Source organism: Catellatospora sichuanensis (assembly GCF_007483665.1).
In the GTDB taxonomy this organism is placed as follows: Bacteria; Actinomycetota; Actinomycetes; order Mycobacteriales; family Micromonosporaceae; genus Catellatospora; species Catellatospora sichuanensis.
Window position 1 is genome coordinate 167,676 of the sequence record NZ_ML660184.1, and the last position, 18,992, is coordinate 186,667.

The 18,992-nt window shown below is 71.1% G+C and carries 16 protein-coding genes; 4 read left to right on the plus strand and 12 right to left on the minus strand.

From position 1 onward, the window contains the following. Positions 1 to 74 precede the first annotated feature (74 nt). The 8 genes from FLL47_RS02775 to hemE all read right to left on the minus strand — a co-directional run bounded on the left by FLL47_RS02775 (position 75) and on the right by hemE (position 10,258). Positions 75 to 1,724 (minus strand): glycoside hydrolase family 13 protein, encoded by a 1,650-nt coding sequence (locus FLL47_RS02775; protein WP_246157457.1) that lies wholly within the window; start codon positions 1,722 to 1,724, stop codon positions 75 to 77. 86 nt (positions 1,725 to 1,810) lie between these two features. Continuing rightward, a complete protein-coding gene (locus FLL47_RS02780) occupies positions 1,811 to 2,698 on the minus strand; it encodes a carbohydrate ABC transporter permease (RefSeq protein WP_144118813.1) in 888 nt (295 codons plus the stop codon). Between the two features lie 11 nt (positions 2,699 to 2,709). Beyond that, positions 2,710 to 3,663, minus strand: a complete 954-nt coding sequence (locus tag FLL47_RS02785; RefSeq protein WP_144118814.1) for a carbohydrate ABC transporter permease — start codon at positions 3,661 to 3,663, stop codon at positions 2,710 to 2,712. Between the two features lie 145 nt (positions 3,664 to 3,808). After that, on the minus strand, positions 3,809 to 5,188 hold the full coding sequence (locus FLL47_RS02790; protein ID WP_144118815.1) for an ABC transporter substrate-binding protein: 1,380 nt from the start codon (positions 5,186 to 5,188) through the stop codon (positions 3,809 to 3,811). A 735-nt stretch (positions 5,189 to 5,923) separates the two neighbouring features. After that, positions 5,924 to 6,943: a LacI family DNA-binding transcriptional regulator gene (locus FLL47_RS02795; RefSeq protein WP_144118816.1), complete on the minus strand. Its 1,020-nt coding sequence runs from the start codon at positions 6,941 to 6,943 to the stop codon at positions 5,924 to 5,926. 123 nt (positions 6,944 to 7,066) lie between these two features. Beyond that, positions 7,067 to 7,768 carry a hydrogen peroxide-dependent heme synthase gene (gene hemQ / locus FLL47_RS02800; protein ID WP_144118817.1) on the minus strand — a complete coding sequence of 234 codons (702 nt, stop codon included), beginning with the start codon at positions 7,766 to 7,768 and terminating at the stop codon, positions 7,067 to 7,069. A gap of 5 nt (positions 7,769 to 7,773) precedes the next feature. Next, entirely contained in the window at positions 7,774 to 9,165 is a 1,392-nt protein-coding gene (gene hemG / locus FLL47_RS02805) for a protoporphyrinogen oxidase (RefSeq protein ID WP_144118818.1), read from the minus strand. Positions 9,166 to 9,187: 22 nt separating this feature from the next. Beyond that, the gene (gene hemE / locus FLL47_RS02810) at positions 9,188 to 10,258 is read right to left on the minus strand and encodes a uroporphyrinogen decarboxylase (RefSeq protein WP_144118819.1); all 1,071 of its coding nucleotides are present in this window, start codon (positions 10,256 to 10,258) and stop codon (positions 9,188 to 9,190) included. A 104-nt stretch (positions 10,259 to 10,362) separates the two neighbouring features. Here hemE and FLL47_RS02815 point away from each other — a divergent pair, with 104 nt between their 5' ends. Then, the gene (locus FLL47_RS02815) at positions 10,363 to 10,935 is read left to right on the plus strand and encodes a DUF3000 domain-containing protein (protein ID WP_144118820.1); all 573 of its coding nucleotides are present in this window, start codon (positions 10,363 to 10,365) and stop codon (positions 10,933 to 10,935) included. Positions 10,936 to 11,034: 99 nt separating this feature from the next. Here the strand turns inward: FLL47_RS02815 and FLL47_RS02820 are convergent, their stop codons facing one another. Both FLL47_RS02820 and FLL47_RS02825 read right to left on the minus strand, forming a co-directional pair. Continuing rightward, the gene (locus tag FLL47_RS02820) at positions 11,035 to 11,901 is read right to left on the minus strand and encodes a hypothetical protein (RefSeq protein WP_144118821.1); all 867 of its coding nucleotides are present in this window, start codon (positions 11,899 to 11,901) and stop codon (positions 11,035 to 11,037) included. A 49-nt stretch (positions 11,902 to 11,950) separates the two neighbouring features. Beyond that, positions 11,951 to 13,165 carry a S1C family serine protease gene (locus FLL47_RS02825; protein WP_144118822.1) on the minus strand — a complete coding sequence of 405 codons (1,215 nt, stop codon included), beginning with the start codon at positions 13,163 to 13,165 and terminating at the stop codon, positions 11,951 to 11,953. Between the two features lie 195 nt (positions 13,166 to 13,360). On the opposite strand from FLL47_RS02825, the gene FLL47_RS02830 reads away from it, so the two are divergent. From FLL47_RS02830 to FLL47_RS02840, 3 genes are all read left to right on the plus strand, one after another. Further along, positions 13,361 to 14,722: a ribonuclease D gene (locus tag FLL47_RS02830; RefSeq protein WP_144118823.1), complete on the plus strand. Its 1,362-nt coding sequence runs from the start codon at positions 13,361 to 13,363 to the stop codon at positions 14,720 to 14,722. Positions 14,723 to 14,916: 194 nt separating this feature from the next. After that, positions 14,917 to 16,113, plus strand: coding sequence for a thiolase family protein (locus FLL47_RS02835; protein WP_144118824.1), 1,197 nt, complete (start codon positions 14,917 to 14,919; stop codon positions 16,111 to 16,113). Continuing rightward, entirely contained in the window at positions 16,110 to 18,137 is a 2,028-nt protein-coding gene (locus FLL47_RS02840; protein WP_144118825.1) for a 3-hydroxyacyl-CoA dehydrogenase NAD-binding domain-containing protein, read from the plus strand. The genes FLL47_RS02835 and FLL47_RS02840 overlap by 4 nt, the downstream gene beginning before the upstream one ends. 130 nt (positions 18,138 to 18,267) lie before the next feature. Here the strand turns inward: FLL47_RS02840 and FLL47_RS02845 are convergent, their stop codons facing one another. Both FLL47_RS02845 and FLL47_RS02850 read right to left on the minus strand, forming a co-directional pair. Continuing rightward, positions 18,268 to 18,663: a PIN domain-containing protein gene (locus FLL47_RS02845; protein ID WP_186315532.1), complete on the minus strand. Its 396-nt coding sequence runs from the start codon at positions 18,661 to 18,663 to the stop codon at positions 18,268 to 18,270. A gap of 41 nt (positions 18,664 to 18,704) precedes the next feature. Continuing rightward, positions 18,705 to 18,905: a type II toxin-antitoxin system VapB family antitoxin gene (locus tag FLL47_RS02850; protein ID WP_222105943.1), complete on the minus strand. Its 201-nt coding sequence runs from the start codon at positions 18,903 to 18,905 to the stop codon at positions 18,705 to 18,707. Between the last annotated feature and the right edge of the window lie 87 nt (positions 18,906 to 18,992).

Consider the following 18,992-nt stretch of genomic DNA (forward strand, 5'->3'; position numbering starts at 1 on the left):
GAATCGGGGGTGCGCGCCGCCACGGCCGTGGCGATGCTGAGCTACGGGCTCCTTTCCAGCCCGTATGCGACGGGTCAGGCGGGGCGGATCCAGACCGCGGTGTCCGCGGGCAGGCGGTTGCCGTCCAGCGGGCCGCTGGCGACGAGGACCTGCGCGTACGCCGGCAGGTCGACGGTGTGGTCGGCGAGGTTGACCACGCAGATCAGGTCGAGGCCGTCCGGGGCGGGACGGCGGAACGACAGCACCTGGGCGGAGCTGTCCAGCCACGACATCGGGCCGTCGCCGAGTGCGGGCTCGCTGCGGCGCAGGCTCAGGCAGCGCCGGTACAGCTCCAGCATCGAGCCCGGGTCACCGGTCTGCGCCTCGGCGGTGTACGCCTTCCACGCCGCCGGCTGCGGCAGCCACGGCTTGGCCGGTGCGCCGTCGGGGCTGAAGCCGAACGGGGCCTGCGCGCCCGACCAGGGCAGCGGCACCCGGCAGCCGTCGCGGCCCGGGTCGGCGCCCGCGGTGCGGTGCCACATCGGGTCCTGCATCAGCTCGGCCGGGATGTCCTCGACCTCCCACAGGCCCAGCTCCTCGCCCTGGTACAGGTAGGCCGAGCCGGGCAGTGCCAGCGCCAGCAGGATCGCCGCGCGGGCGCGCCGGGTGCCCAGCTCCAGGTCGACCGGGGTGTCGTGGGTGCGGCCCTTGAAGCTGAACGAGGTGTCGGCGCGGCCGTAACGGCTGACGTGGCGGGTCACGTCGTGATTGGACAGCACCCAGGTCGCGGGGGCGTCGACCGGCGCGTGCGATTGCAGCGTGTCGTCGATGACGTCGCGAAGCAGCGCGGCATCCCAGGGCGAGCACAGGAAGTTCATGTTGAACGCGGTGTGCATCTCGTCCGGGCGCAGGTAGTTGGTGAAGCGCTGCACGTCGGGCATCCACACCTCGCCGATGAGCGCGCGGCCGCCGTACTCGTCGGCGATGCGCCGCCAGGCGCGGTACACGTCGTGCACCTCGTCGAGGTCCTCGAACGGGTGCCGCTCGGTCGTGCCGACCTCGGGCAGGGTCGGGTCCTTGATGAGCAGGCCCGCCGAGTCGATGCGGATGCCGTCGGCGCCCCGGTCGAACCAGAAGCGCAGCACGTTCTCGTGCTCCTCCCGCACCGCGGGGTGGTCCCAGTTCCAGTCGGGCTGCGCGCCGTCGAACAGATGCAGGTACCACTCGCCGTCGGGCACCCGGGTCCAGGTGCCTCCGCCGAAGTTGGAGGTCCACGCGGTCGGGGGCAGCTCGCCGTGCTCGCCCTTGCCGGGGCGGAACCAGAACAGCTCGCGCTCCGGCGAACCCGGGCCCGCCGCCAGCGCCGCCTGGAACCAGGGGTGCTGGTCGGAGCAGTGATTCGGGACCACGTCGACGATGACGCGGATGCCCAGCTCGTGGGCCTTCCGGATCATCTGCTCGCACTCGGCCAGGTCACCGAAGATCGGGTCGATGTTGCGGTAGTCGCTCACGTCGTACCCGCCGTCCGCCTGGGGCGAGACGTAGAAGGGGTTGAACCAGATGGCGTCGATGCCCAGGTCCCTCAGGTACTGCAGATGCGCCCGGACACCGGCCAGGTCGCCGACCCCGTCGCCGTTGCCGTCGGCGAAGCTGCGGACGTACACCTGGTAGATGGCGGCATCGCGCCACCAGGCGTCCGTCGCCGAGCGCACCCCCTGCGGCGCGGGGGCTCCGATGTCAACCACGAGATACCTGCTTCCTGTTACGGAACACGAACTGGACGTGGGGCACGGCGGGCAGGCCCGCGCGCGGTGCGCGGGCCTGCGGCCGGCTACTCCTTGAGACCGCCGGCGGTCAGGCCGGACATGATGCTGCGCTGGAAGATCAGGAAGAACACGATGGTCGGGATCGCGGCGATGACCGCCGCGGCGACGACCACGTTCTGCGGCGTGCCGCCGGAGAAGGCGTAGATGCCGACGCTGATGGTGCGGGTCTCCGGCGAGGGCATGACCAGCTTGGGCCAGAGGAAGTCCTTCCACACCGCGGTCACCGCGAAGATGGAGACCACACCGAGGATGGGCCGGGAGATCGGCAGCACGATCGACCAGAGCGTGCGCATCGGCCCCGCGCCGTCCATGGTCGCGGCCGACATCAGGTCCTCCGGGATCGAGTCGAAGAACCGTTTCAGCAGGAAGATGTTGAACGCGTTCGCCACCGCCGGCAGCCAGATCGCGAACGGCGAGTCGATCAGGCTGATGTGCAGGATCGGCAGGTCGATCACCGTCACGTACTGCGGGATGATCAGCACCATCGCCGGGATCATCAACGTCGCCAGCATCATGCCGAGGACCAGGTTGCCCAGCTTCGGCCGCAGCTTCGACAGCGCGTACGCCGCCGCGGTGTCCAGCACGAGCTGGAACACCAGCGCGCCGATCGCGTAGTAGAAGGTGTTGAACAGCAGCTTGGCCAGGGCCAGCCGGTCCCACGCCTCGGTGTAGTTCTCCGGCTGCGGGTCCGCCGGCCACAGTGTCGGCGGGGTCTGCGCCAGCTCGGGGCTGGACTTCAGCGCGCCGGTGACCATCCAGTACAGCGGCCCGATGAAGACGAGCGTGAACAGGATGAGCACGGTGATGAGCAGGGTCCAGTAGATCGCCTTGCCGCGACCCCGCTGGAGCTGCGCGAAGGAGACCAGCGACCGCGTCTCGGATTGCTGCGCCATGACTCGTTCCCCTAGTCCTGTTGCGCGTTCAGTCGGGCATAGACGGCGGAGAAGCCGATCAGCGCCACGAGCATGATCACGCCGAGCGCCGCCGCGCCGTTGAGGTCGTTCTGGAAGAAGCCGTGCTGGTAGATGAGGTACACGACCGAGGTGGCCGAATCCTCCGAGCCCGCGCCGTTGGCCAGGATCAGCGGCTCGATGAACAGCTGCATGGTCGCCACGACCTGGAGCATCGCCATCAGCGACAGGATCAGCTTGGTCTGCGGGATCGTCACGTTCGTGATGCGCCGCCACAGGCCCGCGCCGTCGAGCTCGGCGGCCTCGTACAGCTCGCCCGGGATGTTCTGCAGCGCGGCCAGGTAGATGAGGACCGCACCGCCCATGTTCATCCAGGTCGAGGCGATGACCATGGCGGGCATCGTCATGTCCGTCGACTGCATCCACTGCGAGGTCGGCAGCCCGAGCCCCTTGAGGATCGAGTTGAACAGGCCGGCGTCGCTGGGGTCGTAGGCGAGGTACTTGAACAGGAACAGTGCGGAGGCCGGGGGCAGCATCACCGGCAGGTAGACCAGGATGCGCAGGTAACCCTTGGCGTGCCGGAACTCGTTGAGCAGCACCGCCAGGAAGAAGGGGACCGCGTAGCCGAGGATCAGCGCGAGCACCGTGAAGTACAGGGTGTTCTGCCAGGCCGTCCAGAAGCTCGGGTCGTTGACGATCCGGTCGTAGTTGTCCCAGCCCACCCAGGTGGTCTCGCCCGCGCGGGTGCGCTGGAAGCTCATGACCACGCCGCGGATCATCGGGTACCACGAGAAGAACGCGAAGCAGATGACCGCGCCGATCAGGAACGCGTAGCCGGTCAGGTTGTCCTTGAGCCGGCGGTTGCGCCGCGCGCGCCGCGGATCGACGGGTGCTGGCGCTTGGCTGCCGACGTCGATGCCGGCGCCAGGAACGGTGGCGATCGCCATGTCATCACTCCTGAGGGAAGGTGCGGGGTCAGGTCCGCGTGAGGACGGGGAGCCGGCGTGGTGCCCGGCTCCCCTTCGCCAGTGGCTCGTCCCGTGGCCCGCCTGGACGGCGGACCTCCGAGGACTGGCCACCGGCGCCCCTACGTCACTTGGCGGCCTGGGTGAGGAGCTGGTTGACCTTCTCCTCGGCCTTCTTGAGCTCCGCGTCGACGTTCGCGTTCGGGTTGGTCAGGATCGCCGACATCGCACCGTCGAGGATCGCGTAGATGCCCTGCGCGTTCGGCGGCTCGAACTTGATCGTGACGGGGTTGTTCTCGAAGGCGGCGAAGTCGTCCGGCGCGATGTTGCCGTTCGCCTTGCGCAGGTCGAACTCCGACTTCTGCGACGCGCTGCCCGGGGTGAACAGCTGCGGCTGCGGCAGGCCGACCTGCTCGCCCAGAGTCTTGGCCCGGGCGTAGTCGAACTGGCCCTTGCCCGGGGTGAGCTTCTCGAAGGCGAGCCACTTCAGACCGGCCTTGACCTGGTCGTCGGTCAGGCCCTTCTTGAAGAAGTAGCCCTCACCGCCGCCGAGGGTGCCCTTGGCGGCGCCGTCCTGGCCGGGCATGGCGCCCATCGCCCAGTCCTCGTACTTGCCCTGGAACTGGGTGACGATCGCGGTGGTCGCGTCGGGCGCGCCGATGAACATGCCGACCTTGCCGGCACCCGCGATGGTCAGCAGATCGCCCCAGCCGAGCAGCTGGCGGGCGCCCATGCTGTTGTCGCCGTACCGCATGTCCTTGAGGTTCTGCAGAACCTTCTTGCCCATGTCGTTGTTGAAGTCGGCCTTCTTGTTGTCGGCCGTGACCAGCGCGCCGCCCTGGGCGTACAGCTCGGCGGTGAAGTGCCAGCCGCCGGTGTTGCCCGAGCTGTACTCGCCGAAGCCGGCGATGCCGTCACCGAGCGCCGAGATCTTCTTGGCGGCCTCGCGAACCTCGGCCCAGGTCTTCGGCGGGCTCTTCGGGTCGAGACCGGCCTTGCTGAACAGGGTCTTGTTGTAGACCAGGCCCATCGAGTAGTTCTTGGTCGGGATGCCCCAGACCTTGCCGTCCTTGGTGAACGTGTTCTTCGCGTCGCCGAGCACATCGTCCCAGGTCGGGATGTTGTCCTTGTTGGCGAAGGCGGAGATGTCCATCGCCTGGCCGGAGTCGATGACCTGCTGCACGTCGGTCATGTAGCCGTAGAACACGTCGGTCATCGAGCCGCCCTGCAGGCGGGCGGTGAAGTCCGGCGGGTTCGCGCACTGGGTGCCGACCGAAACGCTCTTGATCTTGATGTCGGGGTTGGCCGCCTCGAACGCCTTGACGTCGTCGTTCCACGCCTGCAGCAGGTTCTTCTGCGCACCGACCGGCTGGCAGTCGACCGTGATGATGGTCTTGCCGGCAGCATCCGCGCCATCGTCGCTCTTGGTGGAGCAGGCCGCGAGGCCCAGTCCCAGGCCGGTCGCGAGCGCGATCGCCGCGACCTTCCGGAAGTGCGGTACGGACATCTGTCCATCCCTTCGGGAAACAGTTCTTGAGATCTACGGAGCCGCGAGGACGGATCGCCGCGGCGGCCTCTTGTTGTTGCGCTGACTTCCGTGTGACCTGCCTCGCATTTTCCAAGGTCAGGCTTAGGTGAAGTCACTGTAGCGATGGCGACTCATTTCCGCAAGGTGTCGAGATAGTTACGCAATTTTTTGACCGAACCTTGTCGCGCACGAGCGAGCGTATGTGCTGGAAGGACTGCCTGTGGTCTGGTTCACATGGCATGTGTCGATGCCGTTTCGCAATCTGGTTTGCACGCGGTCATGTCTTTGCGGTGCGGCGTACGCGATGACCGGTGCTGTGTCATAAACGTGCAGCTCAAGTCTGCAAACCCGGCAAAGCACGCCCATCCGCTGACGACCTGCACCGCAGTGGGAGCGCCCGGCGACGGCGAAGCATCGACGGCAGCCGACCGCGGTCACGTTTACGCAACGTTTCAACGCCCCGCGCCAACCGCCACACGCGGCGCCCACCCGCCCCGGCCCCTGCCGCAACTCTTAAAGAGTCGCGGCTTCCGGACGCCCCGAATGGCGCCACTCTTTGAGAGTTGCGGCAGGAGGGCGGGCCGGAAGGGCGGCGGGGAGGCGCGGCGGGGAGGGCGGTCGGAATCGGCGGCGCTGCTGGGCGCGGCGGGAAAGCGAACGGCTCCGTGCACACCGTTTGCACGGGTGGACGGAGCCGTGGGGAGGTGAAAGCGGTCAGTCGGTGGCGCGGGCCTGGGCGGGGACGAGGCGGGCGTGCGCGGGGACGGCGGCGGTCGAGCCGCGCACCACCAGCTCGGTCTCGAACAGCAGCTCGTCGGCGGGAACCACGTTGCCCGCGATCTCACTGACCAGCAGCGCGACCGCAGCCTGGCCCATCGCCTCGATCGGCTGGCGCACCGTGGTCAGGGGCGGGTCGGTGCAGGTCATCACGGCCGAGTCGTCGTAGCCGACCAGCGACACGTCGCCGGGCACGGTCAGGCCGAGGCGGCGGGCGCCGCGCACCGCGCCCAGCGCCAGCACGTCGGAGGCGCAGATCAGGCCGGTGACACCGCGCGAGATCAGCCGCGCCGCGGCGGCGTGGCCGCCCTCCATGGAGAAGATGGTGCGCTCGACCATGTCGTCGGCACCGGGGAAGGCCTGGCGCTTGCGGGAGGACGGCATGTGGTCGGGCGGGCCCAGGATGAGGCCGATGCGCTCGTGGCCCAGCGACACGAGGTGGTTGTACGCCTGCTCGGTGGCGACCGCGTCGTCCGCGGACACCCGGGGGAAGCCCAGGTCGTCGATGCCGGCGTTGACCAGGATCGCAGGCAGCCCGCGGTCCAGCAGCCGCCGGTAGTGCTCGTGGTCGGCGTCGGCCTGGGCGTAGTTGCCGCCCGCGAAGATGACGCCGGACACCTGCTGCTCCAGCAGCATGTCCACGTAGTCGGACTCGGCCACGCCGTCGGCGGTGCGGGTGCACAGCACGGGGGTGAACCCGCGCTTGGCCAGCGCGCCGGCCACGACCTCGGCGAACGCCGGGAAGATCGGGTTCTGCAACTCGGGCAGCACCAGCCCGACCAGCCGGGCCCGTTCGCCGCGCAACTTGGTGGGCCGCTCGTAGCCGAGCACGTCCAGCGCGGTGAGCACGGCCGTTCGGGTGGCCTCGGAGATGCCGGGGCGACCGTTGAGCACCCTGCTCACGGTCGCCGTGCTCACTCCCACGTACTTCGCCACTTCGGCGAGTCTGCGCGTCATGGTACGCAAGTGTAGGGCACGATCGTGCAAATCAGTTGCATGGGTTGCCCTACAGTTTGCAGAACTTCTCTTCGGCCCTGTTGGCGGGACGTAACGACCCGCCGAGCGCCGGGAGCGCTCCCCCTACGGCAGGGCGGCGACGAGGTCCTCCACCGAGCGGCGGCGGCCCGTGTAGAACGGAACCTCCTCGCGCACATGCCGGCGGGCGGACGAAGCGCGCAGGTCGCGCATCAGGTCCACGATCCGGTGCAGTTCGTCGGCCTCGAACGCCAGCATCCACTCGTAGTCGCCCAGCGCGAACGAGGCGACCGTGTTGGCCCGCACGTCCGGGTAGCCGCGCGCCATCTTGCCGTGCTCGGCCAGCATCTCCCGGCGCTCCTCGTCGGGCAGCAGGTACCACTCGTAGGAGCGCACGAACGGGTAGACGCAGACGTACCGGCGGGCCTCCTCACCGGCCAGGAACGCCGGGATGTGGCTCTTGTTGAACTCGGCCGGGCGGTGCAGCGCCGCCTGCGACCACACCGGCGTCAGGCACTTGCCCAGCGCGGTCCGGCGGAACAGCCCGTACGCATCCTGCAGCGCATCGGCGGAGCCCGAGTGCCACCAGATCATCACGTCCGCGTCGGCCCGCAGGCCCGCCACGTCGTAGACGCCGCGCACCGTGACGTCCTTCTCGGCGAGCTGCTGGAACAGCGACTCGACCTCACCCGACACCTCGGACCGGATCGAGGGCAGCGGGCCCTTGACCCGGAACACCGACCACATCGTGTAGCGGATGGTGTCGTTGAGCTCCCGCAGCCGGGCCGCGTTGGTCTGTTCGGTCATGTCGGTCATCCTTTCAGAATGCGGTCGGCGGCCTGCTCCGCGGAGGTGACACAGGCGGGGATGCCGACCCCGTCGAAGGCCGCCCCCGCCAGGGCCACCGGCAGGTCGGCCAGCAGCGTGCGGGCCTGGTCGACCCGGTCCACGTGACCGGGGGCGTACTGCGGCAGGCCGCCGCCCCAGCGGGTCACCTCCGCCGCGACGGGCACGGGCAGGGCCCTGCCGAGCACCGTGCTCAGATCGGCGTGCACCGTGCGCACCAGCTCCGCGTCGGGGCGCTGGAGCACCGCCTGCTCGCCGTACCGGCCGACGCTGGCACGCAGCAGCACGCGGCCGTCGGCGCGGGCATGGTGAGCCCATTTGGTGCTGAAGAAGGTGGCCGCCTTGATGGTCAGCCCCTGGTCCGCCGGGACCAGGAAGCCGGTCAGCGTGGGCAGCTCGACACCCGCGAACTCCAGCGTCACCAGCGCGACGCTGGCGTAGTCGAGCGTGCCGACCAGGGCCGCCGCATCCGGCGACACGTCGTGCAGCAGCCGCGACGCCGGGCGCGCAGGGCAGGCCAGCACCACGGCGTCGCACTCGATACGCGACGCGCGCACACTCTCGGGGGCGTCGGGCGCAGCCGCGCCCACCGACAGCGCCCAGCCCGCGCCCTGGCGCTCCAGCCGCCGCACCGGCACGCCGGTCAGCACGCGCACATCCCGGCGGGCCAGCTCCGCGGCGGCTGCGTCGATCAGCGTGCCCAGGCCGCCGCGCAGGGTGCCGAAGACGGGGCTGCCCGGCTGGTGGGCCCGGCTCGCGGCCGCGGTCAGCGCCACCGCGCCGCGCAACGTGTGCTCGGTGCCGAGCAGCCGGTGCAGCGCGGGCACCGTGGCGGCCAGCGACAGGCCGTCGGCGCTGCCCGCATACACGCCGCCGAGCAGCGGGTCGACCAGGTGGGTGACCACCTCGCCGCCGAGCCGCTCGCGGACCAGCGCGCCCACGGACCGGTCCTCGCCCGCGGGCAGCACCGGGACGCCGCGATCCACGTCCTGGTCGTCCAGCGTCGCGATGCCGTCGAGCACCGCCTGCGGGCCGGGCACGCCCATCACGGTGCCGGCGGGCAGGGGCCGGAGCTGCCCGCCGAGCCACAGCCCGGCCCCGGCGATCGCCGGGTGGACCAGCCGGTCCCCCAGCCCGAGCTCGTCGACCAGTCGTTTCGCGCCGCTCGGGCCGCCGGCCGGGTCGCGCATCAGGAACTGCTCCGCGCCGGTGTCGACGCCGTCGGACCGGGTGCTGATCCGCCCGCCCAGCCGGGCGGACTGCTCCACCAGGGTCACCCGGCCGCCCGCGCCGGACAGCCGCAACGCGGCGGCCAGCCCGGCGATGCCGCCCCCGACGACGACGGTATGGCTGGTCATACCCGCTCCTCGCGCCGCTCGCTCATCGGGCGCTGAGTGTGTGCACCAGCTCTACGACGCGGGTGAGCACGGTGGGGTCGGTCTCCGGCAGCACCCCGTGCCCGAGGTTGAACACGTGCCCGGGGGCGGTGCGGCCCTCGGCGAGCACCCGGCGCACCTCTCGCTCGACGACCTCCCACGGCGCGAACAGCACCGCCGGGTCGAGGTTGCCCTGCACCGGATGCCCCGGCACCTGCTTGGCCGCCTGGTCCAGCGGCGTGCGCCAGTCGACGCCGACCACGTCCGCGCCCGCCTGGGCCATGGCCGGCAGCAGCAGCCCGGTGCCGACACCGAAGTGGATGCGCGGCAGCCCGGCGTCGGCCAGGCCCTCCAGCACCTTGCGCGAGTGTGGTTGCACGTACTCGCGGTAGTCCGCTTCGGACAGCGCGCCGACCCAGGAGTCGAACAGCTGCACCGCGCTGACGCCCGCGGCGATCTGCACCTGGAGGAAGGTCAGCGTGATGTCGGCCAACCGGTCCAGCAGCGCGTGCCAGAGCTGCGGGTCGCCGTACATCAGGGCCTTGGTCTGGGTGTGGTTGCGCGACGGGCCGCCCTCGACCAGGTAGCTGGCGAGCGTGAAGGGCGCGCCCGCGAAGCCGATCAGCGGCGTCGCGCCCAGCTCCGCGGTCAGCAACCGCACGGCCTGGTCCACGTAGGACACCGCGGCCGGGTCCAGCGGGCGCACCCGGTCCAGGTCCGCGAGCGTACGCACCGGCTCGGCGACGACCGGCCCGGTGCCGGCCACGATGTCCAGGTCGACCCCGGCCGCGTCGAGCGGCACCATGATGTCGCTGAACAGGATGGCCGCGTCCACGCCGTGACGGCGTACCGGCTGCAGGGTTATCTCGGTGACCAGGTCGGGCCGCCGGCACGACTCCAGCATGCGCACCCCGGCCCGCAGCTCGCGGTACTCCGGCAGGGAGCGCCCCGCCTGCCGCATGAACCACACGGGGGTATGCGTGACGGGCTCGCCCCGACACGCGCGGACGAAAGCGGAACCCGCCGTCGGGCGGTCCGCGGGACTGGTCTGCTCTGCGCTGCTCATCACGGCCATCGTGCCACCGGTCAGATAACGATCTCCGAACGGGTGGCGTTGATGTGAGCCGTATCGGCGCGCCGAACCACGACAACGGTCCCGAAGCGCCCTAGGGTACGGCTATGGCGCTCACGACGGCACTCCCCGAGACGTTCACGCGCGCCGTCACCGCGCTGCGTGCCGCCCACCCCCGGAGCGAGATAGCGCTGGAAGAGGTGCCGGCCCCGAGCCGGCTCGCCCCGTATGCCTTCGCCCTCGGCGCGACCGTGCTGCGCCGCGGCGAGGAGGTCACCACCGGGCGGCTCATCCTGCTGCACGACCCGGCGGGCCACGAGGCGTGGGAGGGCGACACCCGGCTCGTCACGTACGTCACCGCGGAACTGGAGCCGGAGCTCGCCACCGATCCGCTGCTGCCCCAGGTGGGCTGGAGCTGGCTGGTGGACGCGCTCGACGCGCACACCTCCGGATACGGCGCGATCGGCGGCACGGTGACGCAGACCATCTCCAGCCGCTTCGGTGCGCTGGCCGCCGACGGGCCGCCCACCACCGACCTGGAGCTGCGCGCTTCCTGGACGCCGCTGGACCTGAACCTGGACGGCCACGTCGCCGCCTGGTGCGCGCTGCTCGCCTCGACCGCGGGCCTGCCGCCGGTCGGCGTGTCCGCGCTGCCGCTGCGCCGCGTCGAACAGCGCTGAACCCGGCATGACGAAGGGCGGCCGGAGTTCCGGCCGCCCTTCTCAGCGGTTCACGCGGTCACGCATCGCGCCCGGACCGTTCGGCCCCGCTGCGCAGCGTCAGAAATAGGCCTTGCAGGCCTTGTCCATGGCGTTCGCCCGGACCTCGGACGGCGCGCTGAAGAACGCGTCGAGCTTGTCGAGGCAGGCCACCATCGCCTTGTTCTCGTTCTGCACGCCCTCGAGGTCCTGCTTGGACTTATCCAGCTCGTCCTTGGTGGTCTCCAGCTGCGACTTGCCCGAGGTGATCTCGCCGTCCTTGGACTTGATGGTCTTGTCGCGCTCGGTGACCTGCTGCGTCAGCGTCGTCTTGGTGTCGGCCAGCTCGCCCGACTTGAGCACGAACAGCGTCGTCATCACACCGGTGGCCAGCACGAGCACACCCGTGGCGATCGCCAGCAGCAGCGTGGCCTTGGACTTCTTGACCGGCGCCGGGGCGGCGGCCGGGTAGCCGTAACCCGAGGTCGGGTACGCCGACACCGGCACGGCCGACACCGGGTAGCCCTCCGGCTGCGCCGGAATCGCGGCGTAGCCCGCCGGGTAACCGGCCTGCGCGGGGACCGGCTGCGCCGGAACCGGGTATCCGGCCGGCTGGGCAGCGGTGGCCGGGTAGGCGGCCACGGGCTGCGGCGCGGTGGCCGGGTAGGCGGCCACAGGCTGCGGCGCGGTGGCCGGGTAGGCGGCCACAGGCTGCGGCGCGGTGGCCGGGTACCCGGCGACCGGCTGCGCCGCGGCGGCGTAGGCGTCCGCGGGCTGCGGGGCGACCGGCTGCGCGGCGGGGGCGGCGGCCGGCGGGGCGGCGGGGTAGGCCGGGGCAGGTGCGACCGCCACGGGCTCCGTGGCGGGAGCGGTCTCCGGAAGAGCGGGCGCCTGCGCGGGCACTGCCGTCGCGGGAGCCTCGTCGGCCGGGGACGCGGGATGGGTCATGACTGTTTCCTCCGTGATGGTGGTGCGCACTGAGCCGAAGGGGTTCCGGTCAGCAGATGGCGAAGAGCTTGCAGGCGTCGGCGATCGGGATCGCCAGGCCGAGGCCTTCGGCGTTGAGGTATCCCGCGACGGTGATGCCGACGACCTGCTGCTGGCCGTTGATCACCGGGCCGCCGGAGTTGCCGGGGTTGATGGCTGCGTCGAACTGGACCATCGGGCCCTCTTCGTATCCGGATTCCCGGATCGCGCTGATGACCCCGCTGGTGACGGTGTCGGTGAGGCCCAGCGGGGCGCCCACCGCGATGATCTGCTGACCGGGCTTCGCGGGCGTCTTGGCGACCGTGAGACCGGTGAACTTCGCCGTGGTGTGCAGATGGGCCACATCACGGAGCTTGTTGACGCCGACGATCTTCGCATCGAACCGCTGTCCGTCACGCGTGATTTTCACGGTGCGGCCGCCGTCCTTGTACAGCTCCTCGACCACGTGGTAGTTCGTGAACAGGTTGGTGCCGCCGTCAGAGGCCTTCGGCCCGACCGCGAACGCGGTGCCGGTGGCGCGACCGGCCTCCACGCGGAAGACGCTGGGCAGCACGGCCGCGGCGAGCTTCTCCACGTTGAAGGCCCCGCCGACCTCCTTCTCCAGCGCGCCGAGCCGGGACTCGGCGTCGTCCAAGCGGCCGCCGTCCTTCTGCTGCAGCTCGGTGAGGCGCTGGTCGGCACCCTCCAGCGCCGTGCTCAGCTCCCCGATCCGTACGTTCTGCCAGGCCACCAGGCCGATCAGCACGGCCAGCAGCACCGCCAGGACCGTGTTGAAGCGCAGCATCCGGCGCAGCCGGCCGCCGGACGCAGGCGTCGCGGGCGGGACCGGCATGGCGGAAGCAGGGTGCCCGGGCAGCGCGTACGCCACCGGGACGGGCTGCTGCGGCGGCCACGGCTGCTGCGGGTGGCCCGGCGGGGCGGGCGGGAACGGACCCGGTAGGTGACCGGCCGGAACCGGCGGATAGGGACCCGCCGGCTGGCTGGGCACGGGTCCGGCCGGCGCGCCGCCGTATCCCGGCGGCGCGGGCGGGTACGGCACCGGCGTCGCGGGCACGGGTCCTGCCGGGGGCGGCGGGTACGGTCCGGCCACGTGGGCCGGAACCGGTTGGGCCGGAATCGGCTGGCCTGGAGCCGGCTGGGCCGGGATCGGGGCACCGGCGTGCGGTGCGGGCACGCCCTGGGGGACAGCGCCCTGCGACGTGTCGGGCTGATGGCCCGTGCTCATGTGTTCCTCCCCGTGCGGCCGATCATGCGCTGATCGGCTGGCACACCATACTGGGTGCTGTCGACTCCCAGCGCCCCGTTCGCGGGCCTCTTCGCACGACGTTCACAGCTCTGTCACACCTGTCCCACCCGTCACCGACGCGCCATACCCGGGGTGCTGCCGTCATCGCCGACCGGCTGGCCGTACGGTGTGACCATGACCGACGAGGACGCACCACTGCGCCGTCGGACCCGCCATCGCACGCCGACAGGCGACGGCGCGCCGGACGTGACACCGAACGGCGGTGGGCCGACACTGCTGACCGAACCGGCTGAAGGCACCCCCGAGCCGGTGGTCACCCCAGCGGAGTTCGCGGAGGTCGTGGCCAGGTTCGCCGCGGGCACCGGCCCGGTCGCCGTGGACGCCGAACGGGCCTCCGGCTTCCGATACAGCCAGCGGGCATACCTGGTCCAGCTGCGGCGCCGAGGCGCCGGCACCGCGCTCATCGATCCGGTGCCGCTGGGCGATCTGTCCGCCTTGGACGACGCATTGGCCGATACCGAATGGGTGCTCCACGCGGCCAGTCAGGATCTGCCGTGTCTGGCCGAAGTGGGCCTGCGGCCGCGGCGGTTGTTCGACACGGAATTGGCCGCCCGCCTGGCCGACTTCGAGCGGGTCGGTCTGGCCGCGCTGACCGAACAGCTACTGGGACGCACCCTGGAGAAGCATCACTCCGCGGCGGACTGGTCCACCCGTCCACTTCCCCGTGACTGGCTGACCTACGCGGCACTGGACGTGGAGCTGCTCGTGGAGCTGCGCGACGCGCTCGCGGACGAGCTCGACCGCCAGGACAAGACCGCCTGGGCCGCGCAGGAGTTCGCCGCACTGGTCGCCGGCGGCGCGCGCCCGCCCAAGCAGCGGACCGACCCGTGGCGGCGCACGTCCGGCATGCACCGGGTGCGCGGGGCGCGTGCCCAGTCGCGGGTGCGCGCGCTGTGGTACGCCCGGGACACCATCGCGGTGCGCCGCGACACGGCGCCCGGCCGGGTGCTGCCCGACGCCGCGATCGTCGCGGCGGCGGAGATGAACCCCAAGACCGAGCGCGAACTGCTGCTGCTGCCGGGCTTCGGTGGCCGGTCGGTGCGCCGGCTGGCGACGACCTGGCTGGAGGCGCTCGACAAAGCCCGCGCGCTGCCCGACGACGCCCTGCCCAAGACGCCGGTGTTCGAGGGGCCGCCCCCGCCGCACCGGTGGGCCGACAAGGATCCGGAGGCCGCCGCGCGGCTGGCCCGCTGCCGCGAGGTGGTCACCAAGACGGCCGAGCAGCACCATCTGCCGCCGGAGAACCTGATCACCCCGGAGTTCATCCGCCGGCTGGCCTGGGAGCCGCCCGCCGAACCCGACGCGGCCGCGGTCACCAAAGTGCTCGGCGACCTCGGGGCCCGCGCATGGCAGTGCGGGCTGCTGGCCGAGGAGCTGGCACAGGCGCTGATCCCCGTCCCCGCGGAGGCCGAGCCGGACGGTTCGGCCACGGAACCGTCCGGGCCGGACGCGGAGCCGGACGGCGCGGCCGCCTGAGCCGGGCGGTCCGTCCGACGGCCACCGGCGCGAGGGCGCCGGTGCGCCGTCCACGGGGCGGCCGATCGAGGCGGTGGGTGCCTGTGCGCGCCGATCGTGCCAGGTTGTGAGTCAAGCCACAGCGGTTCCCTTCACCGGACTAGTTACTCACGAGTAGCATCCGGGGCAGCTCCCTATCTGCAAGGAGGCAGACCGTGCCCCGTGAAGTCCGCGACGTCGTCTTCGTCGACGGCGTGCGCACCCCGTTCGGCAAGGCGAACGGAGGCATCTACGCGAACACCCGCGCCGACGACCTCGTCGTGCGCTGCATCCGCGAGCTGCTGCGCCGCAACCCCCAGCTGCCGCCGGAGCGCGTCGACGAGGTGGCCATCGCCGCCACCACCCAGATCGGCGACCAGGGCCTGACCATCGGCCGCACCGCCGCCCTGCTGGCCGGCCTGCCCAAGACGGTCCCCGGGTACGCGATCGACCGCATGTGCGCGGGCGCGATGACGGCCGTCACGACCGTCGCCTCCGGCATCGCGGTCGGCGCGTACGACGTCGCGATCGCGGGCGGGGTCGAGCACATGGGCCGCCACCCGATGGGCGAGGGCGTCGACCCGAACCCCCGCTTCCTCGCCGAGAAGATCGTGGACCCGTCCGCGCTGGTCATGGGCGCGACCGCGGAGAACCTGCACGACCGGCTCCCCCACCTGACCAAGCAGCGGGCCGACGCGTTCGGCCTGGCCAGCCAGCAGAAGACCGCCGCGGCGTACGCCGCCGGAAAGCTGCAGGGCGACCTGGTCACCGTGGCCACCCGTGACCCGGAGACCGGCTGGGGCCTGGCCACCGCCGACGAGGCGCCGCGTGAGACCACGCTGGAGAAGCTGGCCGGGCTGAAGACCCCGTTCCGCCCGCACGGCAAGGTCACCGCGGGCAACGCGGCCGGCCTCAACGACGGCGCGACGAGCTGCCTGCTGGCCGCCGAGGACACCGCGCGCGAGCTGGGCCTGCCCATCGCGATGCGGCTGGTCTCCTACGGCTTCGTGGGCGTCGAGCCCGAGGTGATGGGCGTCGGCCCCATCCCGTCGACCGAGCGGGCGCTGCGCCTGGGCGGGCTGACCATCGACGACATCGGCCTGTTCGAGCTGAACGAGGCGTTCGCGGTGCAGGTGCTGGCGTTCCTCGACCACTTCGGCATCGCCGACGACGACCCGCGGGTCAACCCGTGGGGCGGCGCGATCGCCGTGGGCCACCCGCTGGCCTCCTCCGGCGTACGGCTGATGACGCAGCTGGCACGCCAGTTCGCCGAGCACCCCGAGGTGCGCTACGGCCTGACCGCCATGTGCATCGGCATCGGCATGGGCGGCACTGTGATCTGGGAGAACCCGAACTTCGAGGGGGACAAGTGAGCGAGATCGTCACTCACGCGAAACTGCGGCTGATCGCCGTACCCGGGCTCGGCCGGCCCGCCGCGCTGATCACCCTGGACAACGGGCTGGACCACACCAAGCCGAACACGTTCGGCCCCGGCGGCCTGACCTCGCTGTCGCAGGCGATCGACGAGGCGCACGCCGCGAACCCGTCGTTCATCGCGGTGACCGGCAAGCCGTACATCTTCTGCGTCGGCGCGGACCTCACCGGATTCTCCGCGATGACCTCGCGCGAGCAGGTCGTCGAGATCGGCCGGCTGGGCCACGCCACCTTCGCGAAGCTGCGCGAGAGCACCGTGCCGACGTTCGCGTTCGTCAACGGCGCGGCGATGGGCGGCGGCCTGGAAGTGGCGCTGCACTGCCACTACCGGACGCTTTCCTCGGGTGCGGCCGCCCTCGCCCTGCCCGAGGTCTCGCTGGGCCTCATCCCGGGCTGGGGCGGCTCGCAGGTGCTGCCGAACCTGATCGGGATCGTGCCGGCGGCGCAGGTCGTCGTGCAGAACCCGCTGATGATGAACAAGATGCTCAAGCCGAAGCAGGCCTTCGAGATGGGGATCGCCGACGCCCTGCTGGAGCCGGCCGACTTCCTGGAGCGCTCGCTGGAGTGGGCCGCGGGTGTCGTCAACGGCACCGTCACGGTCAACCGGGCCGAGGTGGACCGCTCGGAGATGTGGGACGCCGTCGTCGGCTTCGCCCGCGGCGAGCTGGACAAGCGCCTGCACGGTGCCGTCCCGGCCGCCTCGAAGGCGCTGGACCTGCTGGCGCTGGCCAAGAACGGCGTCACCGCCGAGGGCATCGAGACCGAGATCCAGGCCCTGGCCGACCTCGCCGTCACGCCCGAGCTGCGCAGCGGCCTGTACGCCTTCGATCTGGTGCAGCGCCGGGCCAAGCGCCCCGCGGGCGCGCCGGACAAGTCCCTCGCTCGCAAGATCACGAAGGTCGGCGTCGTCGGCGCGGGCCTGATGGCCTCGCAGCTGGCGCTGCTGTTCGCCAAGCGGCTCGAGGTGCCGGTCGTGCTGACCGATCTCGACCAGGCCCGGGTCGACAAGGGCGTGGGCTACGTGCACGCCGAGATCGACAAGGCCGTGTCGAAGGGCCGCATGTCGGTGGGCACCGCGGCGAAGCTGCGCGGTCTGGTCAGCGGCTCGGTCGACAAGGCCGCCTTCGCCGACGCCGACCTGGTCATCGAGGCCGTGTTCGAGGAGCTGTCGGTCAAGAAGGCGGTCTGGGCCGAGCTGGAGCAGATCGTCAAGCCGGAGACGGTGCTGGCCACCAACACCTCGTCGCTGTCGGTCACCGCGATGGCCGCCGACCTGGCGCACCCGGAGCGGGTGGTGGGCTTCCACTTCTTCAACCCGGTCGCGATGATGCCGCTGCTGGAGATCGTCCGTGGCGAGGCCACCGACGACGCCACGCTGGCCACCGCGTTCGCCGTGGGCAGGCAGCTGAAGAAGAGCTGCGTACTGGTCAAGGACGCGCCGGCGTTCGTGGTGAACCGGATCCTGACCCGCTTCCTGGGTGAGATCTGGAACGCGGTCGACGCGGGCACCCCGCTCAAGACCGCCGACCGCGCGCTGGACCCGCTGGGCCTGCCGATGCGCCCGATGGCGCTGCTGGCGCTCGTCGGACCGGCCGTGGCCGCGCACGTGGGCGGCACGCTGCACGGGGCGTTCCCAGACCGCTTCTCGGCCAGCCCCAACCTGGCCGCGATCGCGAAGTCGGGCCTGCCGCTGCTGGTCGACGAGCGGCTCAACCCGGAGGTGGAGGCCCTGCTCGTGCAGGGCGACGCCCCGCTCACGGGTGAGCAGGTCCGTGAGAAGGCGCTGGCCGCGCTGGCGCAGGAGATCCGGCTCATGCTGGACGAGGGTGTGGTGGCCGAGGCCGCCGACATCGACCTGTGCATGATCCTGGGCGCCGGCTGGCCGTTCCACCTGGGCGGCATCACGCCGTACCTGGACCGCGCCGGCGTCTCCCAGTCCGTAACCGGCCGCACCTTCGGCTGAGCGGCCGCGGCCGCGACGCGGCTGTTTGATGATCGCTGTTTCGGGTCAGAGCCGGGGTTCTACCCCACTTCCTGACCCGAAACAGCGATCCATCGCCGTTTCGGGGAGCGACACCGCAAACCAGGCCGGGTCAGGCGACTGTCCCCCTCGGCACCACCCACTGAGCGCGGGCACCCACTGCGGTGCAGATGCGCTCATAGTCGCTGTCGTAATGCAGCACCACCGCATCATGTGCGGCCGCGACGGCTGCGACGAACAGGTCGACCACGGATGTACGGTGCTGTCCCGAGGCGGCCAGTTTCGCCTGCGCCGCCAACGCCTTCTCTTCGACGAGGTCGTCGCCGCCCAGCATGATGGTCGCGTCGAGCAGCTCACGCAGCCGCCGGAACTCGTCCACGTTGCGAGCGCTGTAGCAGACCTCGGCAGTGAGTAGGGCGCAGGTGCCCAGCTCACCGAAGCGGCTCAGCTCCGACAGCGCGTCGGCGACCGACGGAGTGGTCCGCCGTGCCCATACCGAGGTGTCCACGAGGTAGATCGTGAAGGGGTACCGGACTGCCGCCGCCATCGCTACCGGCCCGCAGCTCGGTAGTGCTCCTCTGGATCCGCGATAACCGGGATGTCAGCCGTCTCCTTGAGCAGGGTCTGCAACCGCCACCGGCGCAGCACGTCACGGAGCGCGACGTTGACCGCATCGGTCTTGGTGCGCACCCCGAGCAGCTCCATCACCTCGGCGCAGGCCTCGTCGTCCAAGTTGATCACTGTCCGCACGGGAGCCCCCTTACATCTTGATCTTGATATCAAGACTCACCTCAGATGGTATCACCGCACAGGGTCGCATCGACACCCACGAGGTTC